Here is a 21,537-nt window from a genome sequence, read left to right on the forward strand (position 1 = left end):
GGGCAGAGCCTATGAGCGGAGATGTAACGAAAGAACGGCTGTCCGACCACGATGTCAAAGAACTGATTAGAAAGAGTCAGCAAGGAGATCAGGAAGCGCGGCATTTTTTAGTAGAGAATAATACACGTCTCGTGTGGTCTGTAGTGCAACGTTATTTAAGGCGCGGGTATGACCCGGATGACCTCTACCAGATTGGATGTATAGGCTTATTGAAATCCGTAGATAAATTTGACCTTAGCTATGATGTGAGGTTCTCGACTTATGCCGTTCCAATGATTATCGGGGAAATTCAGCGATTTATCAGGGATGATGGAACTGTTAAAGTCAGCCGCAGTCTAAAGGAATTAAATCATAAGGTGCGGGTTAAAAAGGAAGAGCTGATGAAGCAGAACGGCAGATCGCCGACAGTTAATGAACTTGCTGAAGCTCTTGATCTTACAAGAGAAGAAATCGTCCAGGCAGAAGATGCAGGCCGCTCCCCGCAATCCATTTATGAAACCGTATATGAGAATGAAGGGGATCCGATTACTTTAGTCGACCAAATTGCGGAAGAAGAAAATGGATGGTTCGACCAGCTGACTTTAAAAGATGTCATGAACCGGTTGGACAAACGCGAAAGGCTTATTATTTATCTGCGTTATTTTAAAGATCAAACCCAGACGGAAGTAGCTGAAAGATTAGGGATTTCCCAGGTGCAGGTATCACGGCTGGAAAAGAAAATATTAGAACAGATGAAAGAATCGATGGGAGACAGTAGTTCATAGCTGCGCTTAAATAGCGCAGCTTTTTTGTGTGCATGGAAATCCTCGATTCACACATAATAATGACAAGATTTCCTTTTAGGGGAGGCGATTTGAATGACTGCTCCTCTCTATATTCGCTTAAAACAATCGATCGGAGTAGAACCTCAGAGTGAAATTAGACTTAAAGATGTTGGCCGGGTAACTGGACCGGTACATTTGAAACGAATGATGGAGGAACTGGTACTTCATCACGTTTCAAAAGAAGATCAAAATATAGTGGTTATTGATGGATTTACGATCGTTGAACAAATAGTCGTCTTATTTCCTAACCAGGAAATAGAACTGATTGGACCCGCCCATTGCGTCGTTCATATCAACAAAATGAAAGCAAAGCCTTCGTTAGTCATAGTCGCTCTTATCTGGCTGCTGCTGTTCGTAGGGGCTGCTATGGCGATCATGAATTTTCATTACGATGTGAGCATGGAACCAGTTCAGCAGAAACTACATTATATGCTCACAGGACAAGAGGAAGAGCACCCGTTATGGATTCAAATTCCCTATTCAATCGGACTTGGAGTAGGAATGATCCTTTTTTTTAATCACTGGTTTAAAAAACGCTTCAATGAAGAACCAAGCCCTATGGAAGTGGAAGTGTTTAATTATCAGGAAAACCTTGACCACTATGCAGCCGTGAATGAAAACAAGGTGGAAAACCAGCATGAGGATCGTTGAAATACTTATTGGTTTGGCATCAGGAATTGCAGTAGGAACTGGTTTTGTCGCATTTTTAACGGTGCTCGGAATCGTTCCGAGATTGATGCAGCTCAGCCATTCCGTATCTAAGCTTCGTTTTTATGAGTCAGCGATTATTGCAGGAGTCTTTGCCGGGATTTATTTATCATTTGGTGAGCATTCTATAAACATAACCACCGTAGGCATCGTCGTTTGGGGGTTGCTGCATGGTTTATTTATCGGTATGCTCGCTGCTGCTTTGACAGAAGTATTGAATGTATTTCCGCTGTTATTTAAACGTGTAGGAATAGAAAGTTTCCTATTTCCTTTAATGATGGCAATCGCTTTAGGTAAAATTGCCGGCTCTTTATTCCAATGGATCATATTTTCCCGCTAGGAGGAAAAATTTATGAAAAACAACTCAATGAATGAAAAAAACTATAGCAAAATCAGTAAAAATTATCAACCTAAGCCGCCTTATTTTATGAATACTTTAAAAGCTTTTATAATCGGTGGCTTGATTTGTATCTTTGGAGAACTATTAACCAATATGTATATTCATTGGTTTGGTTTTTCGGAGAAGGATGCAGGCAATCCGACGGTAGCAACGCTGATTCTTCTTTCTTCTTTAGCTACAGGTTTAGGGGTTTATGATCGACTCGGGCAATTTGCTGGTGCGGGATCTGCTGTTCCCGTTACAGGCTTTGCAAATTCGATCACTTCTGCTGCTTTGGAACATAAAAGTGAAGGATTGGTCCTTGGGGTCGCTACCAATCTCTTTAAGCTTGCTGGGTCTGTTATTGTCTTTGGAGTAGTAGCGGCTTACGTATTAGGTTTATTACGCTATATTTTTCGAGCTATCATTTAGGAGGAATTAGAATGGGTAAGACAGGTAAACAAACGTGGAGTTTTACAAAACCCGTATATGTTCAGTCAACAGGGACTGCCGTGGGACCTTTGGAAGGCGAAGGTCCTCTTAAAGACACGTTTGATTATATTTATAAAGACCTGCATTGTGAGGAGAGCAATTGGGAGCTTGCTGAACGAGCGTTAATGAACAAGGCGGTCCATACATGTCTGCAAAAGGCAGGGATTGACCAATCTGGAGTGGATTTATTTCTTGCCGGAGATCTTCTTAATCAGAATGTGACCGGTAACTATGTGGCAAGGCAGCTAGGTATCCCTTTACTCGGAATGTTCGGTGCTTGTTCTACATCTATGGAGACCATTGCCACAGGATCAGCATTAATAGAAGCCGGGTATGCTAAGCAGGCCATTGCAGCAGTCAGTTCCCATAACGCCACCGCTGAAAGGCAATTCAGGTACCCAACAGAATATGGAGGGCAGAAACCTAAAACTGCAACGTTTACAGTCACGGGCAGCGGAGCGGCATTACTATCGACTGCACCTTCTCCGGTACGCGTAGAGGCAGCAACGATTGGAAAAGTGATGGATTATAACATTACCGATCCGTTTGATATGGGATCAGCTATGGCTCCGGCTGCGTGGGATACTATAAAAGTGCACTTGGAGGATATGGGGAGAGTACCTCAGGATTACGATGTAATCGCAACCGGAGACCTTTCCGCAGTCGGATCACCTATTGTACGTGATTTGCTCAAACAGGATGGGTTTGATGTATCGGAAATACATGAAGATTGCGGACTCCTCATTTATCACAGCGATCAGCCTGTTTTCAGCGGCGGTAGTGGATGTGCTTGTTCTGCAGTAGTCACATATGGGAAATTGCTAAATGATTTGAAAAAAGGGACGTATAACAAAATTTTGATCGTGGCAACGGGGGCATTAATGAGCCCTATGATGATTCAGCAAAAAGAATCGATTCCAGGTATTGCTCATGCGGTCGTGTTTACGAAGGGAGACGTGTAACTATGGATTATTTATGGGCATTTATAGTAGGTGGAGCGATTTGCGTCATTGGGCAGCTGCTGCTGGATTTTGCCAAGCTTACTCCCGCACACGTCATGTCCTCTTTTGTTGTAGCCGGGGCCGTACTGGACTCTTTTGATTTATATGATAAATTAATTGAATTTGCCGGGGCGGGGGCAACTGTACCGATCACAAGTTTTGGACATTCCCTCCTTCATGGAGCTATGGAACAATCTGATGAACATGGAATAATAGGAGTGGCGGTTGGAATCTTTCAATTAACTTCTGCAGGTATTGCTTCAGCGATCTTATTTGGTTTTATCATTGCGGTCATTTTTAAACCTAAAGGTTAAAGAAAGGAGCTGGATCGATGTCGACCACCAAAGGAAATAACACAGAGACGCCAAAACCACCGGATCAAAAGACAGAGGAAACGAAGCTTCATCCACAGAAGGAAACTCCGATTGTGATGAAGCTTGAACAAAATCGTAAGATCATGAACGATCGGGTCGGCATTGAACAGTCCTTTGACCTGGGTTATCGAAGTATTCATAAATTTGGTCATGAAGTGGACATTTATTACGTTACAGGACTTTGTGATACTCCGGTAATCGTTGAACTCATGCGCCAGCTGTTTGAATTAAATGAGTCCAGTGAAGAACCGCGTACAGTGTATAAAAGAATAAAAAATGATATTCCTCATCAGCAGGTGGAATCTGTCCAAACCATAGAAAAATGTATTACCCAAATGTTATCAGGGTTAATTGTTATTTTCATTGATGGGGAAACGGAAGCCTTAATTGTTGATGTGCGTGCTTATCCTGGAAGAACTCCTGAGGAGCCCGACACGGAGAAGGTTATTCGTGGTTCCAGAGATGGATATACAGAAAATATTATTGAAAACACAGCATTAACGAGAAGAAGAATTCGTGATGAACGACTTCGCCATGAAATCATGCAAGTGGGAGTCCGTTCAAAAACAGATATCTGCATCTCTTATATTAAGGACGTCGCCGACCCGGGTCTAGTAGAGTTAGTCAAACAGGAACTTCAGAACATTGACATAGACGGGCTCTCGATGGCTGATAAAACGTTGGAAGAGTTCCTTGTTCAGCAGGGAAGAAACCCTTTCCCGCTAGTCAGATATACGGAAAGGCCGGATGTAGCTTCCGCTCATTTGTTTGAAGGACATGTTCTGATTATGGTCGATACTTCGCCAAGTATGATCATCACACCGACCACATATTTTCACCACGTCCAGCATGCTGAAGAATACCGGCAGTCACCAGCTGTAGGGTCTTTCGTCCGTTGGATTCGTTTTTTTGGAATTTTAGCTTCAATTTTTCTTCTGCCGCTTTGGATGCTGTTCAATCTTAACCCTTCATTATTACCCGATGCTCTAGCATTTATCGGTCCTAATGAAGAAAGCAGCATCCCGATTGTTTTTCAACTGCTTATTGCAGATTTAGGGTTGGAAATGCTTAGAATTGCTGCTATTCACACTCCGACGCCTTTGTCGACAGCAATGGGATTGATCGCTGCGGTTTTAATCGGACAGATCGCTATTGATGTGGGTATGTTTCAGCCTGAAGTTATTTTGTATATTGCCGTCAGTGCGATTGGCTCTTATGCCACTCCAAGTTATGAACTTTCCGTAGCAAACAAAATGGTGCGGGTGGGGCTGGTCATTTTTACTGCGGTTTTAGGATTGAAAGGACTCGTCATAGGCTTCACAGCTTACATTTTATTCCTTGCAAGGACTAAATCATTAAATACGCCTTATTTATGGCCGTTTCTGCCATTTAATGCTTTAGCATTTGCTCAAATCTTATTCCGTTTGTCTGTGCCATTATCAAAAGTTCGTCCTAGTATTGTACATCCGCAAAATAACGATCGGCAGCCTTAATGTATTGCCGGTTTAAAAACGGTGTGATAAATTTAATGTAATTTAAAAATGTTCCTTTAAAAGGAGCATTTTCTTTTTATGAAAGGCTGGAAAGGCGGTTGCTAATGAAGCGAGATATCAATCAGCAGGGGGAACTGCAAATTGCCGGTGTTCGTGCCCAGGAACTGGCTGATCTTTACGGTACACCCTTATACGTATATAATGTCGAAAGAATTCGTGAAAATGCCCGGGCGTTTATTGATACTTTTAACACGTATGGAGTGAATGCTCAAGTCGCATATGCAAGTAAAGCATTTTCATCGATTGCCATGCTCCAGGTAGCAAAACAGGAGGGACTGAGCCTGGATGTAGTTTCTCAAGGAGAATTACATACTGCACTTGAAGCTGGCTTTCCAAGAGATAAAATTCATATGCATGGAAATAATAAAAGTGTGCAGGAATTAGAGATGGCGATCGATAGCAATATTGGATGCGTTGTCGTTGATAACTTTTTTGAAATACATCTCTTATCCCAGCTCCTGCATGAAAAAAATAAGCATATGGATGTGCTTTTGCGAGTGACTCCTGGGATCGAAGCCCATACACATGATTACATCCTGACTGGCCAAGAAGATTCGAAATTTGGTTTTGATTTGTCAAGTGGACAGGCAGAAAAAGCCTTCCAACAAATAGCAATAGAGGACCGCCTTCATCTCAAAGGGCTCCACTGCCATATCGGTTCTCAGATTTTTGAAACAAGCGGGTTCACGATGGCTACGAGAAAATTATTTCAAACAATGGCTTTTTGGCGTGAAAATCATGGCTTTATCGCTGAAGTGTTAAACCTTGGCGGAGGCTTCGGAATCCAGTACACGAAAGAAGATGATCCATTGGATTTGAATGAATACGCTCATGCCCTTATCACAGAAGTGAAGAAACAATCTTCTGAACTCCAATACCCTATGCCGGAGATATGGATTGAACCAGGTCGGGCGATCGTTGGGGATGCAGGGACGTCTTTATACACCGTGGGTTCCATCAAACATATTCCTCAAGTGAGAACCTATATCTCAGTAGATGGAGGCATGACGGATAATATCCGCCCCGCTCTTTACCAGGCAAAATATGAAGCTGTGCTTGCAAATAAAATGCACGAATCCATTGAACAAACATATGCTGTCGCTGGAAAGTGCTGTGAATCTGGAGATATGCTAATATGGGATGTGGAACTTCCAAAAGTGGAACATCATGATCTGCTTGCAATGTTCAGCACAGGAGCGTATGGTTATGCTATGGCGAATAATTACAACCGCTTTCAAAAGGCGGCAGTTGTATTTGTGGAGCAGGGAAGGCACCAGATTGTAGTCAGGCGGGAAGATTATCGCGAAATGACTCGTTTAGATTGTACTTATGATTATGGAGAGGGGAACTTAATATGAAGCAAGCAACCATTCAATTTGAAAATGGGGAGCAAATGGATATTGAACTTTACGACGAAGCCGCACCTAATACAGTGGCAAATTTTGAAAAATTAGCTAACAGTGAATTTTATGATGGACTCACATTTCACCGGGTAATCCCGGACTTTGTTATTCAAGGAGGCTGTCCAAAAGGAAATGGAACAGGCGGCCCTGGGTACACGATCAAATGTGAAACCGAGGGAAATCCTCATAAACACGAGCGTGGTACGCTTTCCATGGCTCATGCTGGGAAAGATACGGGAGGCAGTCAGTTTTTTGTCTGCCATTCTCCCCAGCCTCACCTCGATGGCCGCCATACAGTTTTCGGGAAAGTCACAGATGGCGTGGAGATCGTCGATCGGGTCAGCCCAGGAGATGTCATGCAAAAGGTGAGAGTTGAAGACAAATAAGTAGAATATGATGATCCTTATCCGTGAGCTGCTCGTTTTTATTTTCTTCGCTGCTCCATTAGGATTATTCATTCACGAGTGCGGCCATGTTATTCCTGCATTGTGTTTCAGGTCAGATTTTTCCTTGATTTCGGTAGGAAGCGGACGAGAAATTATGAAAGTAAGGATTGGAAAACTTCATTTCCAATGCCGGCTTATTTTATTTCACGGAGCTTACTCGCTGAATGAAAGAAATGAAAAGTTCTCACTACGTGAAAGGGCGATTATCAGTATTTGCGGCCCTGTCATGAATGCGGCAGGTGCTGCTGTACTTTGGATGAGTTCTCTCGTTCACATATCTTTCAGCGTTTATTTGTTTGGATTATTCAATCTTTATCTGGCACTTGTTAACCTGGTTCCTTTTCGAATCAAAGGGAAAAGCTCTGACGGATACAGGTTTATTCAGCTGATTTGTAAGAGCAACGAGGATACGGGTTGAATAATATTGTAAATTCCGCTATGCTATTGCCTAGATAAGTTTGAGGGCTGGAGGGCAATAGGGTGCGAAAGAAAAATTTGACTTTACTTGCCATTCTGTTAACATTTAGCCTGCTCTGGGGTTTATTTGTTTGGTTTGGTATTCTAAAGTAACATCGCCAAAAAAGGATGATGACATGAATAACAGCAACAACCACGAAAAACGCTTGTTTTGGCTGATGATGATTGTAGCCGTTGTGTTCTTATTGTCCATGATTGGCAAGTTATTTTCATAATTGAGGGATAACTATGTTAATAAGATATAAAAAATCGTTTGAAAAAATAGCTATGGGTCTTCTTTCCTTTATGCCTGAGGAAAAGGATGTAAAAAAACTTCAGGAAACAATAAGGGAATATGAGACCAACGACAATTGGCACTTATTTCTCTGGAAAGAAGAAGATATTCTTGGGACTGTAGGCGTTCGTCTGCACGGAAACGATGCAGTTATTCAGCACGTTTCCGTTAACCCCTCCCATCGCAATTTGGGAATTGGGAGAAAGATGATTCAGAAAGCTAAGGAACATTTTGAAAATGATTATCACGTATGTGCAGATGAAGCCACAGAATCGTTTGTGGAGAAATGCGAGTCAGGCAGTGCGTCGTCACAAGTATAGATCTTAGGAGGTGTCGCAGAACACCTCCTTTTCTATGACTATTTTCTTCTTTTGTGTTTATCCACCAGCTCGGGATTGGAGAGGTCACTCGTACTATAAAACGTGACGTTCCACTGATAACAGCGTTGGATTGTTTTGTTCAGTAATTCACGATCATTGATAGGCAGCTGAATGCTTACATAAGGCTCAGAAGAAAGAATTTGTTCTTGTATTTTTTTTAATTGTTTCTCAAGAATTTTTTCATCCAGGCCTAAGCCGCGGAGCTGTCTTTGATTATGTTCAAGCTTCTTTATAGACCTATTAATGAGAATTTCTGCCCCTTTTATATTCCCTCTGCGATAATGGTAAAGACTTACAGCAATCTGTATAAGAAGAACCCAGACGGATTGACGGTTTTTTGGATCTGTAGCTTTCCAATAATCTTCAAGTACTTCATGACATTCAAAGTAATCTCTAGTTCCATGAAAATGGGCAAGGTAATCAATATAAGCATCAGGATACATAACATCTTCCTCCTCATTTCTATTTTATAAAGAAAATAGTGCGTAAGACAATATTCTGATTTGTTGTAAAGCGCTGGTTTGATAATATTGAGAGAAGAGATTATTTCACTGCACTAGAGAAGAGGAAGAAAACGATGACGAAAAGCTATCAAGTAAAAGTTGAGGGTTTTGAAGGTCCTCTGGACTTATTACTTCATTTAATTAACAGGTACGAAATAGATATTTATGATATACCCGTTGCAGAAATTACTACTCAATATATGCAGTTCATTCACACCATGCAGGAATTGGAACTGGATATTGCCAGTGAGTATTTAGTGATGGCGGCAAGTCTGTTAGCTATGAAAAGTCAAATGCTGCTGCCTAACCCTGTGGTGGACGAGGAATTGGAAGAAGAGTTAGAAGAAGACCCGCGGGAAGAATTGATGCGTCGTTTGATCGAATATAGAAAATATAAACAAGCAGCTGAATCGTTAAAGAAAAAAGAAATTGATGCTAATCGGATTTATACGAGACCTGTCATGAGCCATGAAGAATCGAAAGATGGATATCCTCCTGTGAAGCCAGGAGAAGCCAATGTTTTTGACCTTATTCAGGCGATGAGTAAGCTTATGGTTAAGAGGGAAGACCGTCCTGCTCCTAATGCTAAAGTCCAAAGAGATGAGATTCCTATCCAGACGAGAATGGATGAGATCCTGGACCAAGTGAAAAGCAGCCGCAGTGGAACGCCATTTTTCCAGCTTTTCCAAAATCGAACCCGTTCCCAAGTTGTCGTAACGTTCATGGCATTGCTTGAACTTATGAAAAGTAAGGACGTCGTTTGTATCCAGCAGCAGCATTTTGACGAACTAGTGGTGTATAACATGGAGGATGAATGATGCAATTAACAGAATATAAAGCCATTATTGAAGGACTGCTTTTTGCAGCAGGAGAAGAAGGAATTACTTACCCCAGCTTGCGCAGTTATTAGATCTCAGCCAGGAAAATGTTAAAGATGTGGCTGCCCAAATGATGGAGGATTACCAATCAAAAGAGCGTGGGCTGAGCATGATGGATTCAAATGGCACCTTGCACCTCACTACGAAACCTCAGCACGCCTCTTACTATAAACAATTGTTAAATACCCCTGGAGCGACTCGTTTGTCCCAGGCAGCATTAGAGACATTGGCTATAGTTGCTTATCAGCAGCCAATTACAAGGGTGGAAATAGATGATTTGCGAGGTGTGAAAAGTGATCGTGCAGTGCAAACCCTTATTAACCGAGGGTTAATTGCAGAGAAAGGACGTAAAGATGCGATTGGACGTCCTGTATTGTTTGGAACTACGAAGGACTTTCTTATCTATTTTGGGTTAAGTTCTATTGAAGAACTGCCTCCATTAGAGGACTTGAAGGAGGATGCAGAAGTAGAGGATGAAGCGGATCTCTTTTTTGAAAAGTTTCAGGAACTGGATCATTCGAAGGGAAATGATGAAGAATAATTTATTTGTCATTTTAGAATCATCAGTCATTTGTTTGCCTCCCCCTACATAAAGAAAAGCATAGGGAAAATAATAGGAGGAAAATAAATGAACGACCCAGATGTAAAAACACAAACAGCTGAAGTGTACACATTTCTTGATGACGTTTCCACCGAGTTGAATAGTTATTTGGACAGGCATTCGCTTGCAGATTTATTAGGCGAAGTTGGTTGTCAGGACCCTGAGTATTACCGGGTTGTATTGAAAGCTTTAAGAAGACTGGCTGTACTGAGTGAAGAAGCAAAGGATTCGCTTTACCGATTAATTGAAGCTCCTGCTTTTAAGAAAAAGTCTGCAGAGAGAACTTTATACCGTATTTATCATAAATGTATTCATGAATTTTTTTCACCTAAAGAGGATCCGTGGTATGAAAACAGTCGGGCTGTTTATGTCGGAAAAAGCTCGCTTACCTATCACGATGTCCCTCCAGAGTCCATTCAAAAGCTTCTGGTTTCTTTAGAAGAGCGATTTCATACTATTAGAGAGGAGCTTGAGTATTACGGTAACGATGATCTTCATTTGTCCTGAAGGAAAAAACACAAAAACGTTTAGGTCACTCTAACATCCGAATGGTGTTGAAATTTTTGATTAAATTTCACCATCGTTCGGATTTTTTAGGTAGATGAACGCCTTGTCTATTTTTTGTCCAGTGAGTCCTTTTCATAAGCTTGTACTCTCCTGCATAAAGTTAACCAAATGACTAGAATAGGGAGGGGACACCTCTTGAAAAAGTGTCTTGGGCTCATTATTATCACATTCATTATTTTTCAAATCGCATGCAGCGCTCCTGTCCATGCGGCCCTAGTATAACAGTATCAGCAGAACATGCTGTTCTCATGGATGCGAAATCCGGCCGAGTATTGTATGAAAAGGATGCTTACGATTCTGCATTGATAGCTAGTACAACTAAAATAATGACAGCCATTATTGCAATAGAATCTGGAAAACTGAATGAACGAGTGAACGTAAGTGGACGAGCTGTTCGAACAGAGGGGTCTTCCATCTATTTAACAGAAAATGAAAAAATACCATTAAAGGACTTAGTTTATGGGTTAATGCTGCGTTCGGGTAATGATTCAGCAGTAGCGATTGCAGAACATGTAGGAGGAAGCGTCGAAGGATTTACTTATTTGATGAATGAGAAAGCCGAATGGCTCGGAATGGAACACACACATTTTGAAAATCCGCATGGCTTGGATGGCGAATCCCACTACTCGAGTGCTTACGACTTGGCGCTGCTCATGTCTTATGCCATGAAGAATAAAGCGTTTAGAGATGTCACTGGCAGTGAGAGCTATCGATCTGAAAATCGAGATTACCCTTGGAAAAATAAAAACAAGCTCTTAACAATTTACTATGATCGAACTACTGGAGGTAAAACCGGCTATACAAAAAAAGCTGGACGGACACTTGTGAGCACGGCTGAGAAGGATGGAATGGAACTGGTGGCAGTTACCCTGAATGCTCCAGATGACTGGAATGACCATCAACGCATGTTTGAATGGGGATTTGAAAACTATTCGACTTACCAGCTCCAAAAAAAAGGAGAAGTTAAAGCGAATGGAGAAGGCTATTATTTACCACGGGACATCTATTTTCCGCTGACGAAGGAAGAGAAAGAAGAGCTGCAGGCCACTTTTTACAGGTATCAGCCAAATCCGGTCGAAGATAACCTTGCAGGGGTCAGAGAATTTATGATTGGTTCTACCCCTATTTTAAAAGCCCCTGTTTTTCATGAGCGTCCTGAACGTTCATGGCAAACTGAATTTCTTTCTTTTCTTCAGCACATGTCGGGGGTGTCCCCATGGTCAACTTAATCTGGGTGTTTCTGGCAGTGAGCGGAATCCTATATGCTGCCTTTCATGGAACGATGGGAGAGGTCAATCAGGCAATTTTCAAAACCTTGGATGACAGTGTGATGATTACGATCAGCCTTGCAGGTGTCCTTGTGTTTTGGCTCGGACTTATGAAAATAGCTGAAGAAGCGGGTTTGCTAAATGGATTAGCACGATTATTCAGGCCAATTGTTACACGTATTTTCCCTGAAATTCCTAAGGATCACCCGGCACTTGGTTATATTCTTTCCAATATGACAGCCAATATGTTTGGTCTTGGGAACGCAGCTACTCCTATGGGGTTGAAAGCGATGAAAGAGCTTAAAAAATTGTCCAAAAGTGACCAAGCAAGTAGATCAATGATTACCTTTTTAGCCATCAACACTTCTTCCCTTACGCTGATCCCAACTACTGTCATAGCCATTCGTATGAAATATGGATCAGCTGATCCCACGAGTATTGTAGCTTCAACAATACTGGCAACCATTATTTCAACGATGGCTGCGTTGATGATTGACCGTTATTTTTATTACCGAAGGAAACGAGTGAGCAGGCAATGATAAGTATTTGGCTCATTCCTGGAGTAATACTGGTCGTGCTTGTGACCGCGACTGTAAAGCGAATTCCTGCCTATGAAGTATTTGTAGAAGGAAGCAAAGAGGGACTGAACATCGCTGTTTCTTTACTTCCATTCCTGTTAGGTATGATGGTTTCTATCGCAATATTTCAAGCTTCTGGTGCCATGAATGCAGTACTCAGTTTTCTCACTCCCTTCACGAATCTGATCGGTTTTCCAAAGGAAGTCCTTCCCTTAGCTATCGTTCGTCCGATCTCAGGTACAGCTGCCTTAAGCATGACAACCGAAGTGATCCGTACATTCGGGCCGGATTCTTTTATCGGACAGCTCGCTTCAACGATGCAAGGCAGCACAGACACAACTCTGTATATCATTACTGTGTATTTCGGGGCTGTTGGAATAAAGAGAATGGGAGATGCATTAAAGGTTGGACTGCTGGCTGATTTAGCTGGTATAATAGCTTCAGTTGTCATCGTTACCCTCTTGTTTAGTTAGTCTGAATAGGAGAAATTCGATTAATTAACTTTAAAACGTGTATAATGGATAGAAGCTGGCTTGGCCGCGCTGGATGTGATCAGCGTGGCTTCTGCTTTGTTAAAATGCTCGATATAGGAGAAAGCAGGTGACTGATATGATGGAAAAAAAAGAGAGACTGCAGAAAGTTATTGCCAATGCAGGTGTAACTTCACGACGCAAAGCTGAAACGCTTATAGAAGATGGGAAAGTAAAAGTAAACGGAGAAGTTATCAGGGAGCTTGGAACGAAGGTTTCCTCGAACGATGAAGTAGAAGTGGAAGGGGTTCCGCTGACGAAGGAGGCGCCCGTTTACTACTTGCTGTATAAGCCTAGAGGCGTTATTTCAAGCGTAAAGGATGATAAAGGAAGGAAGGTCGTCACGGATTATCTTCCTGAAGTTGAAGAGAGGATTTTTCCGATAGGCAGACTGGATTATGATACATCAGGTCTGATCCTATTAACGAATGACGGCGAATTCGCCAATTTATTAATGCATCCGAAACATGAAGTGGATAAAATTTATATTGCGAAAACGAAGGGGATTCCTTCAAAAGAGCAGCTTTTAAAGCTTAAACAAGGCATTACTTTAGATGGGGAATATATGAAAGCTGTTCATGCTAAGTTAGTTTCCGCAGACAGCAAGAAAAACACTGCGATTATCCAAGTAGTTCTGCACGAAGGAAAGAACAGACAAATCCGCAAAATGTTTGAAAATCTCGGGTTCCCTATAGACAAACTTAAGAGGGAAAAATACGGTCAGCTGGATTTAAAAGGGTTAAATGCGGGAGACTGCCGTCCATTGAAACCACATGAAGTTAAACAGCTGCGCCAGCTCGCAGAGAAAAATGTTAAATAATTTTCAAAATTTCTATTTCCAATCAATGTTATAATGATTTGGGAGTGACTATAATGAAGGAAAAAACATTTAAGAAAAAACGAAAACGCTTAATTTTTCGTGCCGTTCTCCTTGTCGTTATGGCCGGCCTGGTTGTTTTTGCTATATTTTCAAGCCGGAATGACGACAAGCAAGTAATAGCAAAAGGGGAAAAAGCCCCAAATTTCCAGCTTGAGAAGTTTGGATCTGATGGGGAAACACTTGCCCTCGAGGACCTTAAAGGGAAAGGCGTAATGATTAATTTTTGGGCGACGTATTGCCCGCCGTGCAAAGAGGAAATGCCTTATTTTGAACAAGTATATTCGAAATATAAAGATAAAGGCGTTGAATTTGTTACAGTTAATTTAGACTCCACCGATCTCGTCGTACAGAAATTTATTAATAAGTATCAATTATCATTTCCTGTACTGCGTGACAAGAGTGGAGAGGTTATGGATCTTTATAACGTGGACAACCTGCCTGCTACTTTATTTGTTAATAAAGATGGGGAGATTGTCGATAAGGTTATAGGTGAGCTGACGCTGGATAAATTAGAAGGCTATTTAAAGGAAATTACACCTGAGGACTGAGTTTAAGCGATATTGAGAGGTTTTTATATGAACATGATTACTTGCGAGTGTGGACATAAGAATAAAGAAGGAACTGTGCTCTGTGAAGCATGCGGAAAGCCACTGAATCAGAACGAAGCGGCTGATGGAACCAATGGCTCTTCTTTGTTAAATATGAGATACGATGGAAGCGCCCGTCGTTCGCAAACTTACAACCGAACTTGGATTGATAAAATATGGAATTTCTTTTCTTCTGTAAAAGTTGGAGTGTGGCTCATTGTACTGACGCTGATTGCTTCAGCAATAGGAACGATTTTCCCACAGGAAATGTACATACCATCTAATGTAGATCCAGCAGCTCATTACGAAGATCAATATGGCATTTTAGGAAAAATTTATTACCAGCTTGGTTTTCATAAACTATTTAGTTCCTGGTGGTATATGGTCCTTCTGGCGATGATCGGTATTTCGATTATTATTGCCAGTATTGATAGGTTTGTCCCTCTGTATAAAACTTTGAAGCACCAGAAACCTAAAAGACATGAACAGTTCATGAAAAAGCAGCGGATATTCGGCCAGACAGAAGGCACGGACATAGATATTGATTTGTTTAAAAACCAGTTAAAGAAACAGCGGTTTAAAATAAAGGAAGAGAACGGTCATATTGTCGCTGAAAAAAACAGGTTTGCAAGATGGGGGCCATACGTTAATCATATTGGACTCATTATCTTTCTCTTAGGAGCGCTGCTTCGTTTTCTCCCTATGATGTACACCGATGATTTTATTTGGGTAAGAGAAGGAGAAACAGCTGTAGTCAACGGTACTGACGGCAAGTACTACATTAAAAATAAAGACTTTATCTTGGATACGTATGATGAAGACGATCAACGCTTCAAGGAAGCGCTCGAGAAAAACGGCAGTCCGGTACCGAAAAATTTTCAAACCAATGCCGTGATCTATGAAAGAACAGACCCCATTGTTGCAGGTAAAGAGCCAGAGCTGAAAGAAATAAAAGAAGCTCAAGCCCGCGTCAACCACCCTATTAAATTTGGCGGTTATGCGCTCTACCAGGCAAGCTACCAGCAGGATGAGTTCAAAAGCCTGACGCTGAAGGTCCATGATAAAGGGAATGAAGACAAAGATTATGGTCAGTTTACAGTGGATTTATCAGAGCCAAAAGCAGAATATAACTTAGACAGTGGATTCAAAGTTGCTATTGAACAATACTATCCGGAATATAAAATGGACTCTGGAGAACCAGTAAGTAAATCTAAGTATCCTAGAAACCCGGCTTTTGTATTTAAAGTCTACCCTCCAGGAAATAACTCGGATCCTGAAGTCAGCTTTGTAGGCATCGGTGCAAATATCGATGCCACTGGCGAGAACAAGTATAAGCTGGGTCTTGTTAATTTTGATGTCAGGGATGTAACGGGGCTGACTGTCCGGAAAGACCGGACTTTGCCAATTCTTGCTCTAGGCGGTATCATCTTCATGATAGGTGTCATGCAGGGCATGTATTGGAACCATAGGCGGATATGGCTTCAGCCTAGAAAGAATGGAGTGTGGATCGCCGGTCATACAAATAAAAACTGGTTTGCCCTCCGTCGTGAAATAACGAAGGTTATCGATAGCACCGGGATTACTGAACCTAAAGATCAACAGGAAATGAAGGGATAGACTAGACGCATGTAAGGAGGATGAAGATGGGAAATTTGAGTTCTATAAGCAGCAATCTACTCTTTGCTGCTTTCATACTTTATTTGATTGCCACTTTTTTCTACGCAGCGACCATACGGGATAAGAAAAAAAGCGACAGTCGTCGCATCGGTAATATCGCTATCTCTATTACTATACTTGGTTTAATGACACAAATAGGCTATTTTATTACGCGGTGGATTGCAAGTCAGCACGCCCCTGTGAGCAACCTGTTTGAATTTACCACTTTCTTTGGCATGATGCTTGTTTTTGCTTTTGTCATTATGTATTTTATTTACCGTCTGAACATATTGGGATTATTCGCGATGCCTGTTGCTTTATTGATCATCGCTTTTGCCAGCATGTTTCCTACAGATATTTCGCCGCTTGTCCCATCATTGCAGTCGTATTGGCTATACATACATGTAACCACGGCTGCTACTGGACAGGCTATATTATCCGTAAGTTTTGCAGCTGGTCTTATCTTTTTAATCAGCCAAGTGGACCAGTCACGGAAATCCAAGCAGACGTTCTGGCTTGAATTTGTAATGTTTATGATTTGTGCAACTCTTGGTTTTATCATTGTGTCGTCTACTTTCAGCGCAATTGGGTACAAAGAAACTTTTAACGCCCCGGTAGAAGGACAAATGACAGAAATCAATTATGAAATTCCTGCTATTGCTGGACCATCACAAAGTGAACAAGTGACTAAGGCAGGAATGACGCCTTGGTTTGAAGCCCCTTCTTGGATGAGAGGAAAGGATGCAGCTAAAAAGCTGAATACGGTGCTGTGGTCGATATGTGCCGGTCTCATCATTTACGGTTTGGCTCGATTGATTCTAAGGAAGAGAGTAGCGGCAGCAATTCAGCCGCTATTAAAGAAAGTAAATCCAGAACTTGTCGATGAAGTATCCTACCGAGCTGTAGCTATTGGTTTCCCTGTATTTACACTGGGTGCGCTTATTTTTGCCATGATATGGGCACAGCAGGCTTGGGATCGTTTCTGGGGCTGGGACCCGAAAGAAGTCTGGGCACTCATTACATTTTTCTTCTATGCTGCCTATCTGCACTTGCGTTTATCAAGAGGGTGGCAGGGAACGAAGTCAGCATGGCTTGCAGTCGGAGGTTTTGCAATTATTATGTTTAATCTGATTGCTGTGAATTTAATAATTGCCGGACTGCATTCCTATGCATAAGTACAGAATAAGGCAGAAGGTGTAAAAGAGCCTTCTGCCGTTTGTATATTCGCGAATTGAGGTAAAATAAGACTAGCAAATAATGAGAAGCTGGAGGCATGGATGATGGAAAACGACGCAAAAATTTTAGTAGTAGACGATGAAGAAAGAATTCGTCGTTTAATCAGAATGTATCTGGAACGGGAAGAGTATTTAATTGAAGAGGCAGAAGAAGGAGAAGAAGCTTTAGACAAAGCCATGCAGGAAGATTATGACCTCATTATTCTCGATCTGATGCTCCCTGGCAAAGATGGTATCGAGGTGTGCAGAGAGCTGCGGGAGAAAAAAGCCACTCCTGTTATTATGCTTACCGCAAAAGGAGAAGAAGCTAATCGTGTCCAAGGGTTCGAAGTAGGGGCTGATGATTACATCGTAAAACCTTTCAGTCCAAGGGAAGTCGTACTGCGTGTCAAGGCGCTCCTGCGAAGGTCATCCTCAACAAAATTTCTGGAAACGAACACATCCACTAAAAATGTGCTCGTGTTTCCGCATATGACCATCGATAACGATGCTCATCGTGTGACAGCTGATGGAAAAGAAGTGGCTCTAACCCCGAAAGAATATGAATTGTTAAATTATATGGCTCAATCCCCAGACAAAGTCTATGATCGCGAGCAATTATTAAAAGAGGTATGGCAGTATGAGTTTTTTGGAGATCTCCGAACGGTGGATACCCATGTGAAGAGACTTCGTGAAAAATTGAGTAAAGTTTCTTCAAACGCAGCTGGAATGATCGTAACTGTTTGGGGCGTAGGGTATAAATTTGAGGTGAATGGCGACTGATGTTCTGGCGTAGTGTCGTCGGAAAACTGTGGTTTACCATCCTCTTTTTAGTTTGTTTTGTCTTGTTTATCTTAACTATTCTTCTACTTAAGTTTTTCGAAAACTATCATATTGTTGAAGCCGAACGGGAGTTACTGCAAACCGCCTCAAAAGTGTCAGAGGTGGTGAACCAGTATGAAGATCGAAGTTTAATTTTATCCACGACAAACTTAATTAAGGACCCATCCAGCAGAGTAGTCATTTCTTTTAATGATAACGATTCACTCATCGCTGAAAGTGACTCGCCTCAATTGCCGAAGCTGAACTATGACTGGTTTGTTTCCGATGAAGAGCTGGCGAAGGTGATGGAAAACGGACAGGATGTGAAAAAGGTAGCGGAAGTGGACGATTCAGACAACGGGATTATGATTGTTGGGACCCCGATCTCCAATAATAAAGGTACGGTGTTCGTCTATCAATCACTGGTTACGATTGAAGAAACTTCTCAGCATACGACAAAAATCATTTTTCTTGGAGCAGGAATTGCAATCATTTTAACGACGGTTTTTGCTTTCTTTTTATCCACTAGGATCACTTCTCCTCTAATAAAGATGAGGGAAGGAGCTTTGGAGCTTGCAAGAGGGGAATTCAATACGAAAGTCCCTATATTAACCCACGATGAAATAGGCGAATTAGCAATGGCTTTTAATCGAATGGGCCGTCAATTGAAATTTCACATCAATGCCTTGAGCCAGGAAAAGGAGCAGCTTTCCGGGATCCTTCGTTCTATGGCTGATGGAGTCATTACTATCAATCGAAAGGGAAAAGTTCTGATTTCCAATCCTCCTGCCAATCAATACTTGGAAGCCTCCCACTATGAAGCTGAGGTTGAATCACTAAGCAGTGGAGATTTTCCTCTTCCTGAACCAATTAAAGAGTTATTCGGTCAAGTTATTCACAATGAAAAAGAGGCAATGACAGAGGTAACGATTCAAGGAAGAACGTGGGTGATCATCATGACTCCCTTATATGACAATGATTATGTAAGAGGTGCTGTTGCGATTCTTAGGGATATGACCGAAGAAAGAAGATTGGACAAACTTAGAAAAGATTTCATTGCCAATGTCTCTCATGAATTAAGAACTCCCATTTCCATGCTTCAAGGCTATAGTGAAGCGATTGTTGATGACGTAGCTGAATCGAAGGAAGAAAAGAATGAGCTTGCAAAAATTATTCATGATGAGTCGTTGAGAATTGGAAGATTAGTGAATGAGCTGCTGGATTTAGCCCGTATGGAAGCGGGACATATTTCACTTGAGATAGAGAATATAGAATGGGACCCATTTATGCAGAAGATTATTCGTAAATTCCAAGTGGTCGCGCAGGAGAGGAACGTGCTTCTTGAAGCCAAGCAATGGAATGCATCGTCCTGGTTTGCTTTTGACGCAGATCGAATTGAACAAGTATTGACAAATCTAGTTGATAATGCCATCCGCCATACAGATCCTGGTGGAAAAGTGGAAGTGATTACTGAAGACTCCGAGAATGAATGGACTGTTTCAGTCATTGATTCGGGATCAGGAATAGCTGAGGAGGATCTTCCTTTTGTGTTTGAACGATTTTATAAAGCTGACAAATCTAGAAAAAGAATGCCAGGTCAAGAAAAGAAAGGCATCGGTTTAGGATTGGCCATTGCCAAAAACATCGTTGAAGCTCATAATGGTACAATTCAAGTTCATAGTAAAAAAGAAGAGGGTACGACCTTCACATTCAGAATTCCAAAGAGTTTCAACGATTAGCAGTTTGAGTTGCGCACTTTAGTGTTTTAGGTTAATCTATTTAATGAATTGAATAATGGATAAAGGTGTAATATCTTAATAGGGAATCTGGTGAAAGACCAGAACTGTCCTCGCAACTGTAAATGGCGACGAACGAGTAAATCCACTGTGTACATTTTCACGGGAAGGGGCTCTAGTAGAATGACCCATAAGTCAGTAGACCTGCCTTAGTCCACCGTTTCCAAGCTTCGGGGATTGAGCGTATGGGACAGCCTGGTTGGATGTTTTGACCCCCTTCCTGGTATGTCTTAAACCTGCCTCATGAGGCAGGTTTTTTATTGTGCTTCCCCCTAATATTCATTGGAAGCTGACTAACTAAAAGGAGAGGGAAAAAGATGAAGAAGTTGTATTCACTGTTCCTAGCAGCCATTCTAACCGCAGGAGTGCTAGCAGGTTGTCAATCGCAAGATGAAGCTGAACAAGCGGGCTCCTCAACGGAAGAAAAACAGGAAGTAAGTGTCCATGTCACTATTTCAACAAATAACGGGGAAAAAGAACTAGCTGATAAAGAACTGTCAGTAGAAGAAGGCAAGACGCTTATGGAAATGATGAAAAATAAGTTTGAAGTGAAGGAATCTGATGGATACATCACAGGGATCGAAGGAGTTACTGCTGATGAGAGCAAAAAACAAGCCTGGATGTACACAGTGAATGGAGAAGAAGCAACGGTTGGTGCGAGCGAATATGAATTGAAATCCGGAGACGAAGTTGTATTTGACATGCACAAGTGGGAATGATGGGGTATGAATACATATAAACTGACGCTCATTGCTATGCTTAGCGCGCTGGCAGTCGCAGGCAGGCTGGTCATGGCTAATGTTCCGAATGTGCAGCCTGTGACGGCTATCATTATTTTATCCGGCTTCTGGCTTGGTCCAATTTCCGGAATAGCGATGGCGGTTCTAACAACCCTGCTTTCAAATGTCCTGCTCGGGATGGGGTATTGGACGATTTGGCAGATTACCGCTTGGGGTATGATTGGTTTGATAGCAGGTTTGCTCGGAAAATTCTTTAAAGATATTCCGATATGGGGACTAGCTTTGTATGGCTTTTTCAGTGGACTATTCTATGGCTTCATTATATCGATTACAATGAAAGCAGCTGGCCAGCCATTTTGGGGGTATTATTTGGCAGGCTTGCCATTTGATTTGAACCACGCTGCTTCCAATCTCGTTTTTATACTTGTATTATCGCCAGTGCTCAGCCGATTATTCCAGCAATATCGAAACAAGCACGCCATAACAAGAGTGTAGAAATAATGAAAAGCCTGAAGAGCCTTCTTGGCTCTGAAGGCTGTTTTTTTGTATACTTTGATAAAATTAGAAAAAACGTACATATCTTTGCAACTTGTGCGATCCATATTA

25 protein-coding genes, 1 pseudogene and 1 riboswitch are annotated in these 21,537 nt (G+C 41.7%); of the genes and pseudogenes, 25 read left to right on the top strand and 1 reads right to left on the bottom strand.

Going from position 1 to position 21,537, the window contains the following annotated elements; genetic code table 11:
• The first annotated feature begins 11 nt into the window (after positions 1-11).
• The 11 genes from sigF (at position 12) to MUN89_RS11795 (ending at position 8,251) form a co-directional block, all read left to right on the top strand.
• Complete coding sequence (sigF, locus tag MUN89_RS11745) at positions 12-764, top strand: RNA polymerase sporulation sigma factor SigF (protein WP_244707931.1); 753 nt, start codon at positions 12-14, stop codon at positions 762-764.
• Between the two features lie 93 nt (positions 765-857).
• On the top strand, positions 858-1,475 hold the full coding sequence (locus MUN89_RS11750) for a stage V sporulation protein AA (protein ID WP_244707933.1): 618 nt from the start codon (positions 858-860) through the stop codon (positions 1,473-1,475).
• The gene (locus MUN89_RS11755; RefSeq protein ID WP_244707934.1) at positions 1,462-1,872 is read left to right on the top strand and encodes a stage V sporulation protein AB; all 411 of its coding nucleotides are present in this window, start codon (positions 1,462-1,464) and stop codon (positions 1,870-1,872) included. Before MUN89_RS11750 ends, MUN89_RS11755 begins: the two co-directional genes overlap by 14 nt.
• A 12-nt stretch (positions 1,873-1,884) precedes the next feature.
• Positions 1,885-2,343, top strand: a complete 459-nt coding sequence (gene spoVAC / locus MUN89_RS11760) for a stage V sporulation protein AC (protein ID WP_244707936.1) — start codon at positions 1,885-1,887, stop codon at positions 2,341-2,343.
• 11 nt (positions 2,344-2,354) lie between these two features.
• Positions 2,355-3,365: a stage V sporulation protein AD gene (gene spoVAD / locus MUN89_RS11765; RefSeq protein WP_244707938.1), complete on the top strand. Its 1,011-nt coding sequence runs from the start codon at positions 2,355-2,357 to the stop codon at positions 3,363-3,365.
• A 2-nt stretch (positions 3,366-3,367) separates the two neighbouring features.
• On the top strand, positions 3,368-3,718 hold the full coding sequence (gene spoVAE, locus MUN89_RS11770) for a stage V sporulation protein AE (RefSeq protein ID WP_244707940.1): 351 nt from the start codon (positions 3,368-3,370) through the stop codon (positions 3,716-3,718).
• 116 nt (positions 3,719-3,834) lie between these two features.
• Positions 3,835-5,271, top strand: a complete 1,437-nt coding sequence (locus MUN89_RS11775) for a spore germination protein (RefSeq protein WP_244713746.1) — start codon at positions 3,835-3,837, stop codon at positions 5,269-5,271.
• A 104-nt stretch (positions 5,272-5,375) separates the two neighbouring features.
• Entirely contained in the window at positions 5,376-6,689 is a 1,314-nt protein-coding gene (lysA, locus tag MUN89_RS11780) for a diaminopimelate decarboxylase (protein ID WP_244707942.1), read from the top strand.
• Positions 6,686-7,120 (top strand): peptidylprolyl isomerase, encoded by a 435-nt coding sequence (locus tag MUN89_RS11785; protein ID WP_244707944.1) that lies wholly within the window; start codon positions 6,686-6,688, stop codon positions 7,118-7,120. Before lysA ends, MUN89_RS11785 begins: the two co-directional genes overlap by 4 nt.
• Before the next feature lie 7 nt (positions 7,121-7,127).
• Positions 7,128-7,598 carry a site-2 protease family protein gene (locus MUN89_RS11790; RefSeq protein ID WP_244707946.1) on the top strand — a complete coding sequence of 157 codons (471 nt, stop codon included), beginning with the start codon at positions 7,128-7,130 and terminating at the stop codon, positions 7,596-7,598.
• Positions 7,599-7,885: 287 nt separating this feature from the next.
• Entirely contained in the window at positions 7,886-8,251 is a 366-nt protein-coding gene (locus MUN89_RS11795) for a GNAT family N-acetyltransferase (RefSeq protein ID WP_244707948.1), read from the top strand.
• 38 nt (positions 8,252-8,289) lie between these two features.
• Here MUN89_RS11795 and MUN89_RS11800 read toward each other — a convergent pair whose 3' ends face one another.
• Entirely contained in the window at positions 8,290-8,754 is a 465-nt protein-coding gene (locus MUN89_RS11800; RefSeq protein ID WP_244707950.1) for a DUF309 domain-containing protein, read from the bottom strand.
• Positions 8,755-8,888: 134 nt separating this feature from the next.
• Here MUN89_RS11800 and MUN89_RS11805 point away from each other — a divergent pair, with 134 nt between their 5' ends.
• From MUN89_RS11805 to MUN89_RS11870, 14 genes and pseudogenes are all read left to right on the top strand, one after another.
• A complete protein-coding gene (locus MUN89_RS11805; protein ID WP_244707951.1) occupies positions 8,889-9,632 on the top strand; it encodes a segregation/condensation protein A in 744 nt (247 codons plus the stop codon).
• Positions 9,632-10,233 (top strand): annotated as a pseudogene (gene scpB, locus MUN89_RS11810) (SMC-Scp complex subunit ScpB). The gene MUN89_RS11805 and the pseudogene scpB overlap by 1 nt, the downstream one beginning before the upstream one ends.
• Positions 10,234-10,320: 87 nt before the next feature.
• Positions 10,321-10,800: a DUF3907 family protein gene (locus MUN89_RS11815; RefSeq protein WP_244707953.1), complete on the top strand. Its 480-nt coding sequence runs from the start codon at positions 10,321-10,323 to the stop codon at positions 10,798-10,800.
• A 308-nt stretch (positions 10,801-11,108) separates the two neighbouring features.
• Positions 11,109-12,089: a D-alanyl-D-alanine carboxypeptidase family protein gene (locus tag MUN89_RS11820; RefSeq protein WP_396265987.1), complete on the top strand. Its 981-nt coding sequence runs from the start codon at positions 11,109-11,111 to the stop codon at positions 12,087-12,089.
• Positions 12,077-12,667, top strand: coding sequence for a nucleoside recognition domain-containing protein (locus tag MUN89_RS11825; protein WP_244707955.1), 591 nt, complete (start codon positions 12,077-12,079; stop codon positions 12,665-12,667). The genes MUN89_RS11820 and MUN89_RS11825 overlap by 13 nt, the downstream gene beginning before the upstream one ends.
• Positions 12,664-13,179, top strand: coding sequence for a spore maturation protein (locus tag MUN89_RS11830; RefSeq protein ID WP_244707957.1), 516 nt, complete (start codon positions 12,664-12,666; stop codon positions 13,177-13,179). Before MUN89_RS11825 ends, MUN89_RS11830 begins: the two co-directional genes overlap by 4 nt.
• A 136-nt stretch (positions 13,180-13,315) precedes the next feature.
• Positions 13,316-14,056: a pseudouridine synthase gene (locus MUN89_RS11835; RefSeq protein WP_305852456.1), complete on the top strand. Its 741-nt coding sequence runs from the start codon at positions 13,316-13,318 to the stop codon at positions 14,054-14,056.
• Between the two features lie 53 nt (positions 14,057-14,109).
• Positions 14,110-14,664 (top strand): thiol-disulfide oxidoreductase ResA, encoded by a 555-nt coding sequence (resA, locus tag MUN89_RS11840; protein WP_244707959.1) that lies wholly within the window; start codon positions 14,110-14,112, stop codon positions 14,662-14,664.
• Between the two features lie 27 nt (positions 14,665-14,691).
• Complete coding sequence (resB, locus tag MUN89_RS11845; protein ID WP_244707961.1) at positions 14,692-16,320, top strand: cytochrome c biogenesis protein ResB; 1,629 nt, start codon at positions 14,692-14,694, stop codon at positions 16,318-16,320.
• A gap of 26 nt (positions 16,321-16,346) precedes the next feature.
• Positions 16,347-17,534: a c-type cytochrome biogenesis protein CcsB gene (ccsB, locus tag MUN89_RS11850; protein WP_305852421.1), complete on the top strand. Its 1,188-nt coding sequence runs from the start codon at positions 16,347-16,349 to the stop codon at positions 17,532-17,534.
• A 105-nt stretch (positions 17,535-17,639) separates the two neighbouring features.
• Positions 17,640-18,356, top strand: coding sequence for a response regulator transcription factor (locus tag MUN89_RS11855; protein WP_244713752.1), 717 nt, complete (start codon positions 17,640-17,642; stop codon positions 18,354-18,356).
• Positions 18,356-20,134 (top strand): ATP-binding protein, encoded by a 1,779-nt coding sequence (locus tag MUN89_RS11860; RefSeq protein ID WP_244707963.1) that lies wholly within the window; start codon positions 18,356-18,358, stop codon positions 20,132-20,134. Before MUN89_RS11855 ends, MUN89_RS11860 begins: the two co-directional genes overlap by 1 nt.
• A 46-nt stretch (positions 20,135-20,180) precedes the next feature.
• A riboswitch (cobalamin riboswitch) is annotated at positions 20,181-20,357 on the top strand.
• Between the two features lie 151 nt (positions 20,358-20,508).
• On the top strand, positions 20,509-20,910 hold the full coding sequence (locus MUN89_RS11865; RefSeq protein ID WP_244707965.1) for a DUF4430 domain-containing protein: 402 nt from the start codon (positions 20,509-20,511) through the stop codon (positions 20,908-20,910).
• Positions 20,911-20,916: 6 nt separating this feature from the next.
• Positions 20,917-21,426 carry an ECF transporter S component gene (locus MUN89_RS11870; RefSeq protein ID WP_244707967.1) on the top strand — a complete coding sequence of 170 codons (510 nt, stop codon included), beginning with the start codon at positions 20,917-20,919 and terminating at the stop codon, positions 21,424-21,426.
• Positions 21,427-21,537: the final 111 nt, after the last annotated feature.

This window comes from Halobacillus salinarum (assembly GCF_022919095.1).
GTDB lineage: Bacteria > Bacillota > Bacilli > Bacillales > Halobacillaceae > Halobacillus_B > Halobacillus_B salinarum.

Coding starts and splice junctions, on each gene's coding strand:
- sigF (WP_244707931.1), top strand. CDS start 12: ATGAGCGGAGATGTAACGAAAGAACGGCTGTCCGACCACGATGTCAAA.
- MUN89_RS11750 (WP_244707933.1), top strand. CDS start 858: ATGACTGCTCCTCTCTATATTCGCTTAAAACAATCGATCGGAGTAGAA.
- MUN89_RS11755 (WP_244707934.1), top strand. CDS start 1,462: ATGAGGATCGTTGAAATACTTATTGGTTTGGCATCAGGAATTGCAGTA.
- spoVAC (WP_244707936.1), top strand. CDS start 1,885: ATGAAAAACAACTCAATGAATGAAAAAAACTATAGCAAAATCAGTAAA.
- spoVAD (WP_244707938.1), top strand. CDS start 2,355: ATGGGTAAGACAGGTAAACAAACGTGGAGTTTTACAAAACCCGTATAT.
- spoVAE (WP_244707940.1), top strand. CDS start 3,368: ATGGATTATTTATGGGCATTTATAGTAGGTGGAGCGATTTGCGTCATT.
- MUN89_RS11775 (WP_244713746.1), top strand. CDS start 3,835: ATGAAGCTTGAACAAAATCGTAAGATCATGAACGATCGGGTCGGCATT.
- lysA (WP_244707942.1), top strand. CDS start 5,376: ATGAAGCGAGATATCAATCAGCAGGGGGAACTGCAAATTGCCGGTGTT.
- MUN89_RS11785 (WP_244707944.1), top strand. CDS start 6,686: ATGAAGCAAGCAACCATTCAATTTGAAAATGGGGAGCAAATGGATATT.
- MUN89_RS11790 (WP_244707946.1), top strand. CDS start 7,128: ATGATGATCCTTATCCGTGAGCTGCTCGTTTTTATTTTCTTCGCTGCT.
- MUN89_RS11795 (WP_244707948.1), top strand. CDS start 7,886: ATGTTAATAAGATATAAAAAATCGTTTGAAAAAATAGCTATGGGTCTT.
- MUN89_RS11800 (WP_244707950.1), bottom strand. CDS start 8,754: ATGTATCCTGATGCTTATATTGATTACCTTGCCCATTTTCATGGAACT.
- MUN89_RS11805 (WP_244707951.1), top strand. CDS start 8,889: ATGACGAAAAGCTATCAAGTAAAAGTTGAGGGTTTTGAAGGTCCTCTG.
- MUN89_RS11815 (WP_244707953.1), top strand. CDS start 10,321: ATGAACGACCCAGATGTAAAAACACAAACAGCTGAAGTGTACACATTT.
- MUN89_RS11820 (WP_396265987.1), top strand. CDS start 11,109: ATGGATGCGAAATCCGGCCGAGTATTGTATGAAAAGGATGCTTACGAT.
- MUN89_RS11825 (WP_244707955.1), top strand. CDS start 12,077: ATGGTCAACTTAATCTGGGTGTTTCTGGCAGTGAGCGGAATCCTATAT.
- MUN89_RS11830 (WP_244707957.1), top strand. CDS start 12,664: ATGATAAGTATTTGGCTCATTCCTGGAGTAATACTGGTCGTGCTTGTG.
- MUN89_RS11835 (WP_305852456.1), top strand. CDS start 13,316: ATGATGGAAAAAAAAGAGAGACTGCAGAAAGTTATTGCCAATGCAGGT.
- resA (WP_244707959.1), top strand. CDS start 14,110: ATGAAGGAAAAAACATTTAAGAAAAAACGAAAACGCTTAATTTTTCGT.
- resB (WP_244707961.1), top strand. CDS start 14,692: ATGAACATGATTACTTGCGAGTGTGGACATAAGAATAAAGAAGGAACT.
- ccsB (WP_305852421.1), top strand. CDS start 16,347: ATGGGAAATTTGAGTTCTATAAGCAGCAATCTACTCTTTGCTGCTTTC.
- MUN89_RS11855 (WP_244713752.1), top strand. CDS start 17,640: ATGGAAAACGACGCAAAAATTTTAGTAGTAGACGATGAAGAAAGAATT.
- MUN89_RS11860 (WP_244707963.1), top strand. CDS start 18,356: ATGTTCTGGCGTAGTGTCGTCGGAAAACTGTGGTTTACCATCCTCTTT.
- MUN89_RS11865 (WP_244707965.1), top strand. CDS start 20,509: ATGAAGAAGTTGTATTCACTGTTCCTAGCAGCCATTCTAACCGCAGGA.
- MUN89_RS11870 (WP_244707967.1), top strand. CDS start 20,917: ATGAATACATATAAACTGACGCTCATTGCTATGCTTAGCGCGCTGGCA.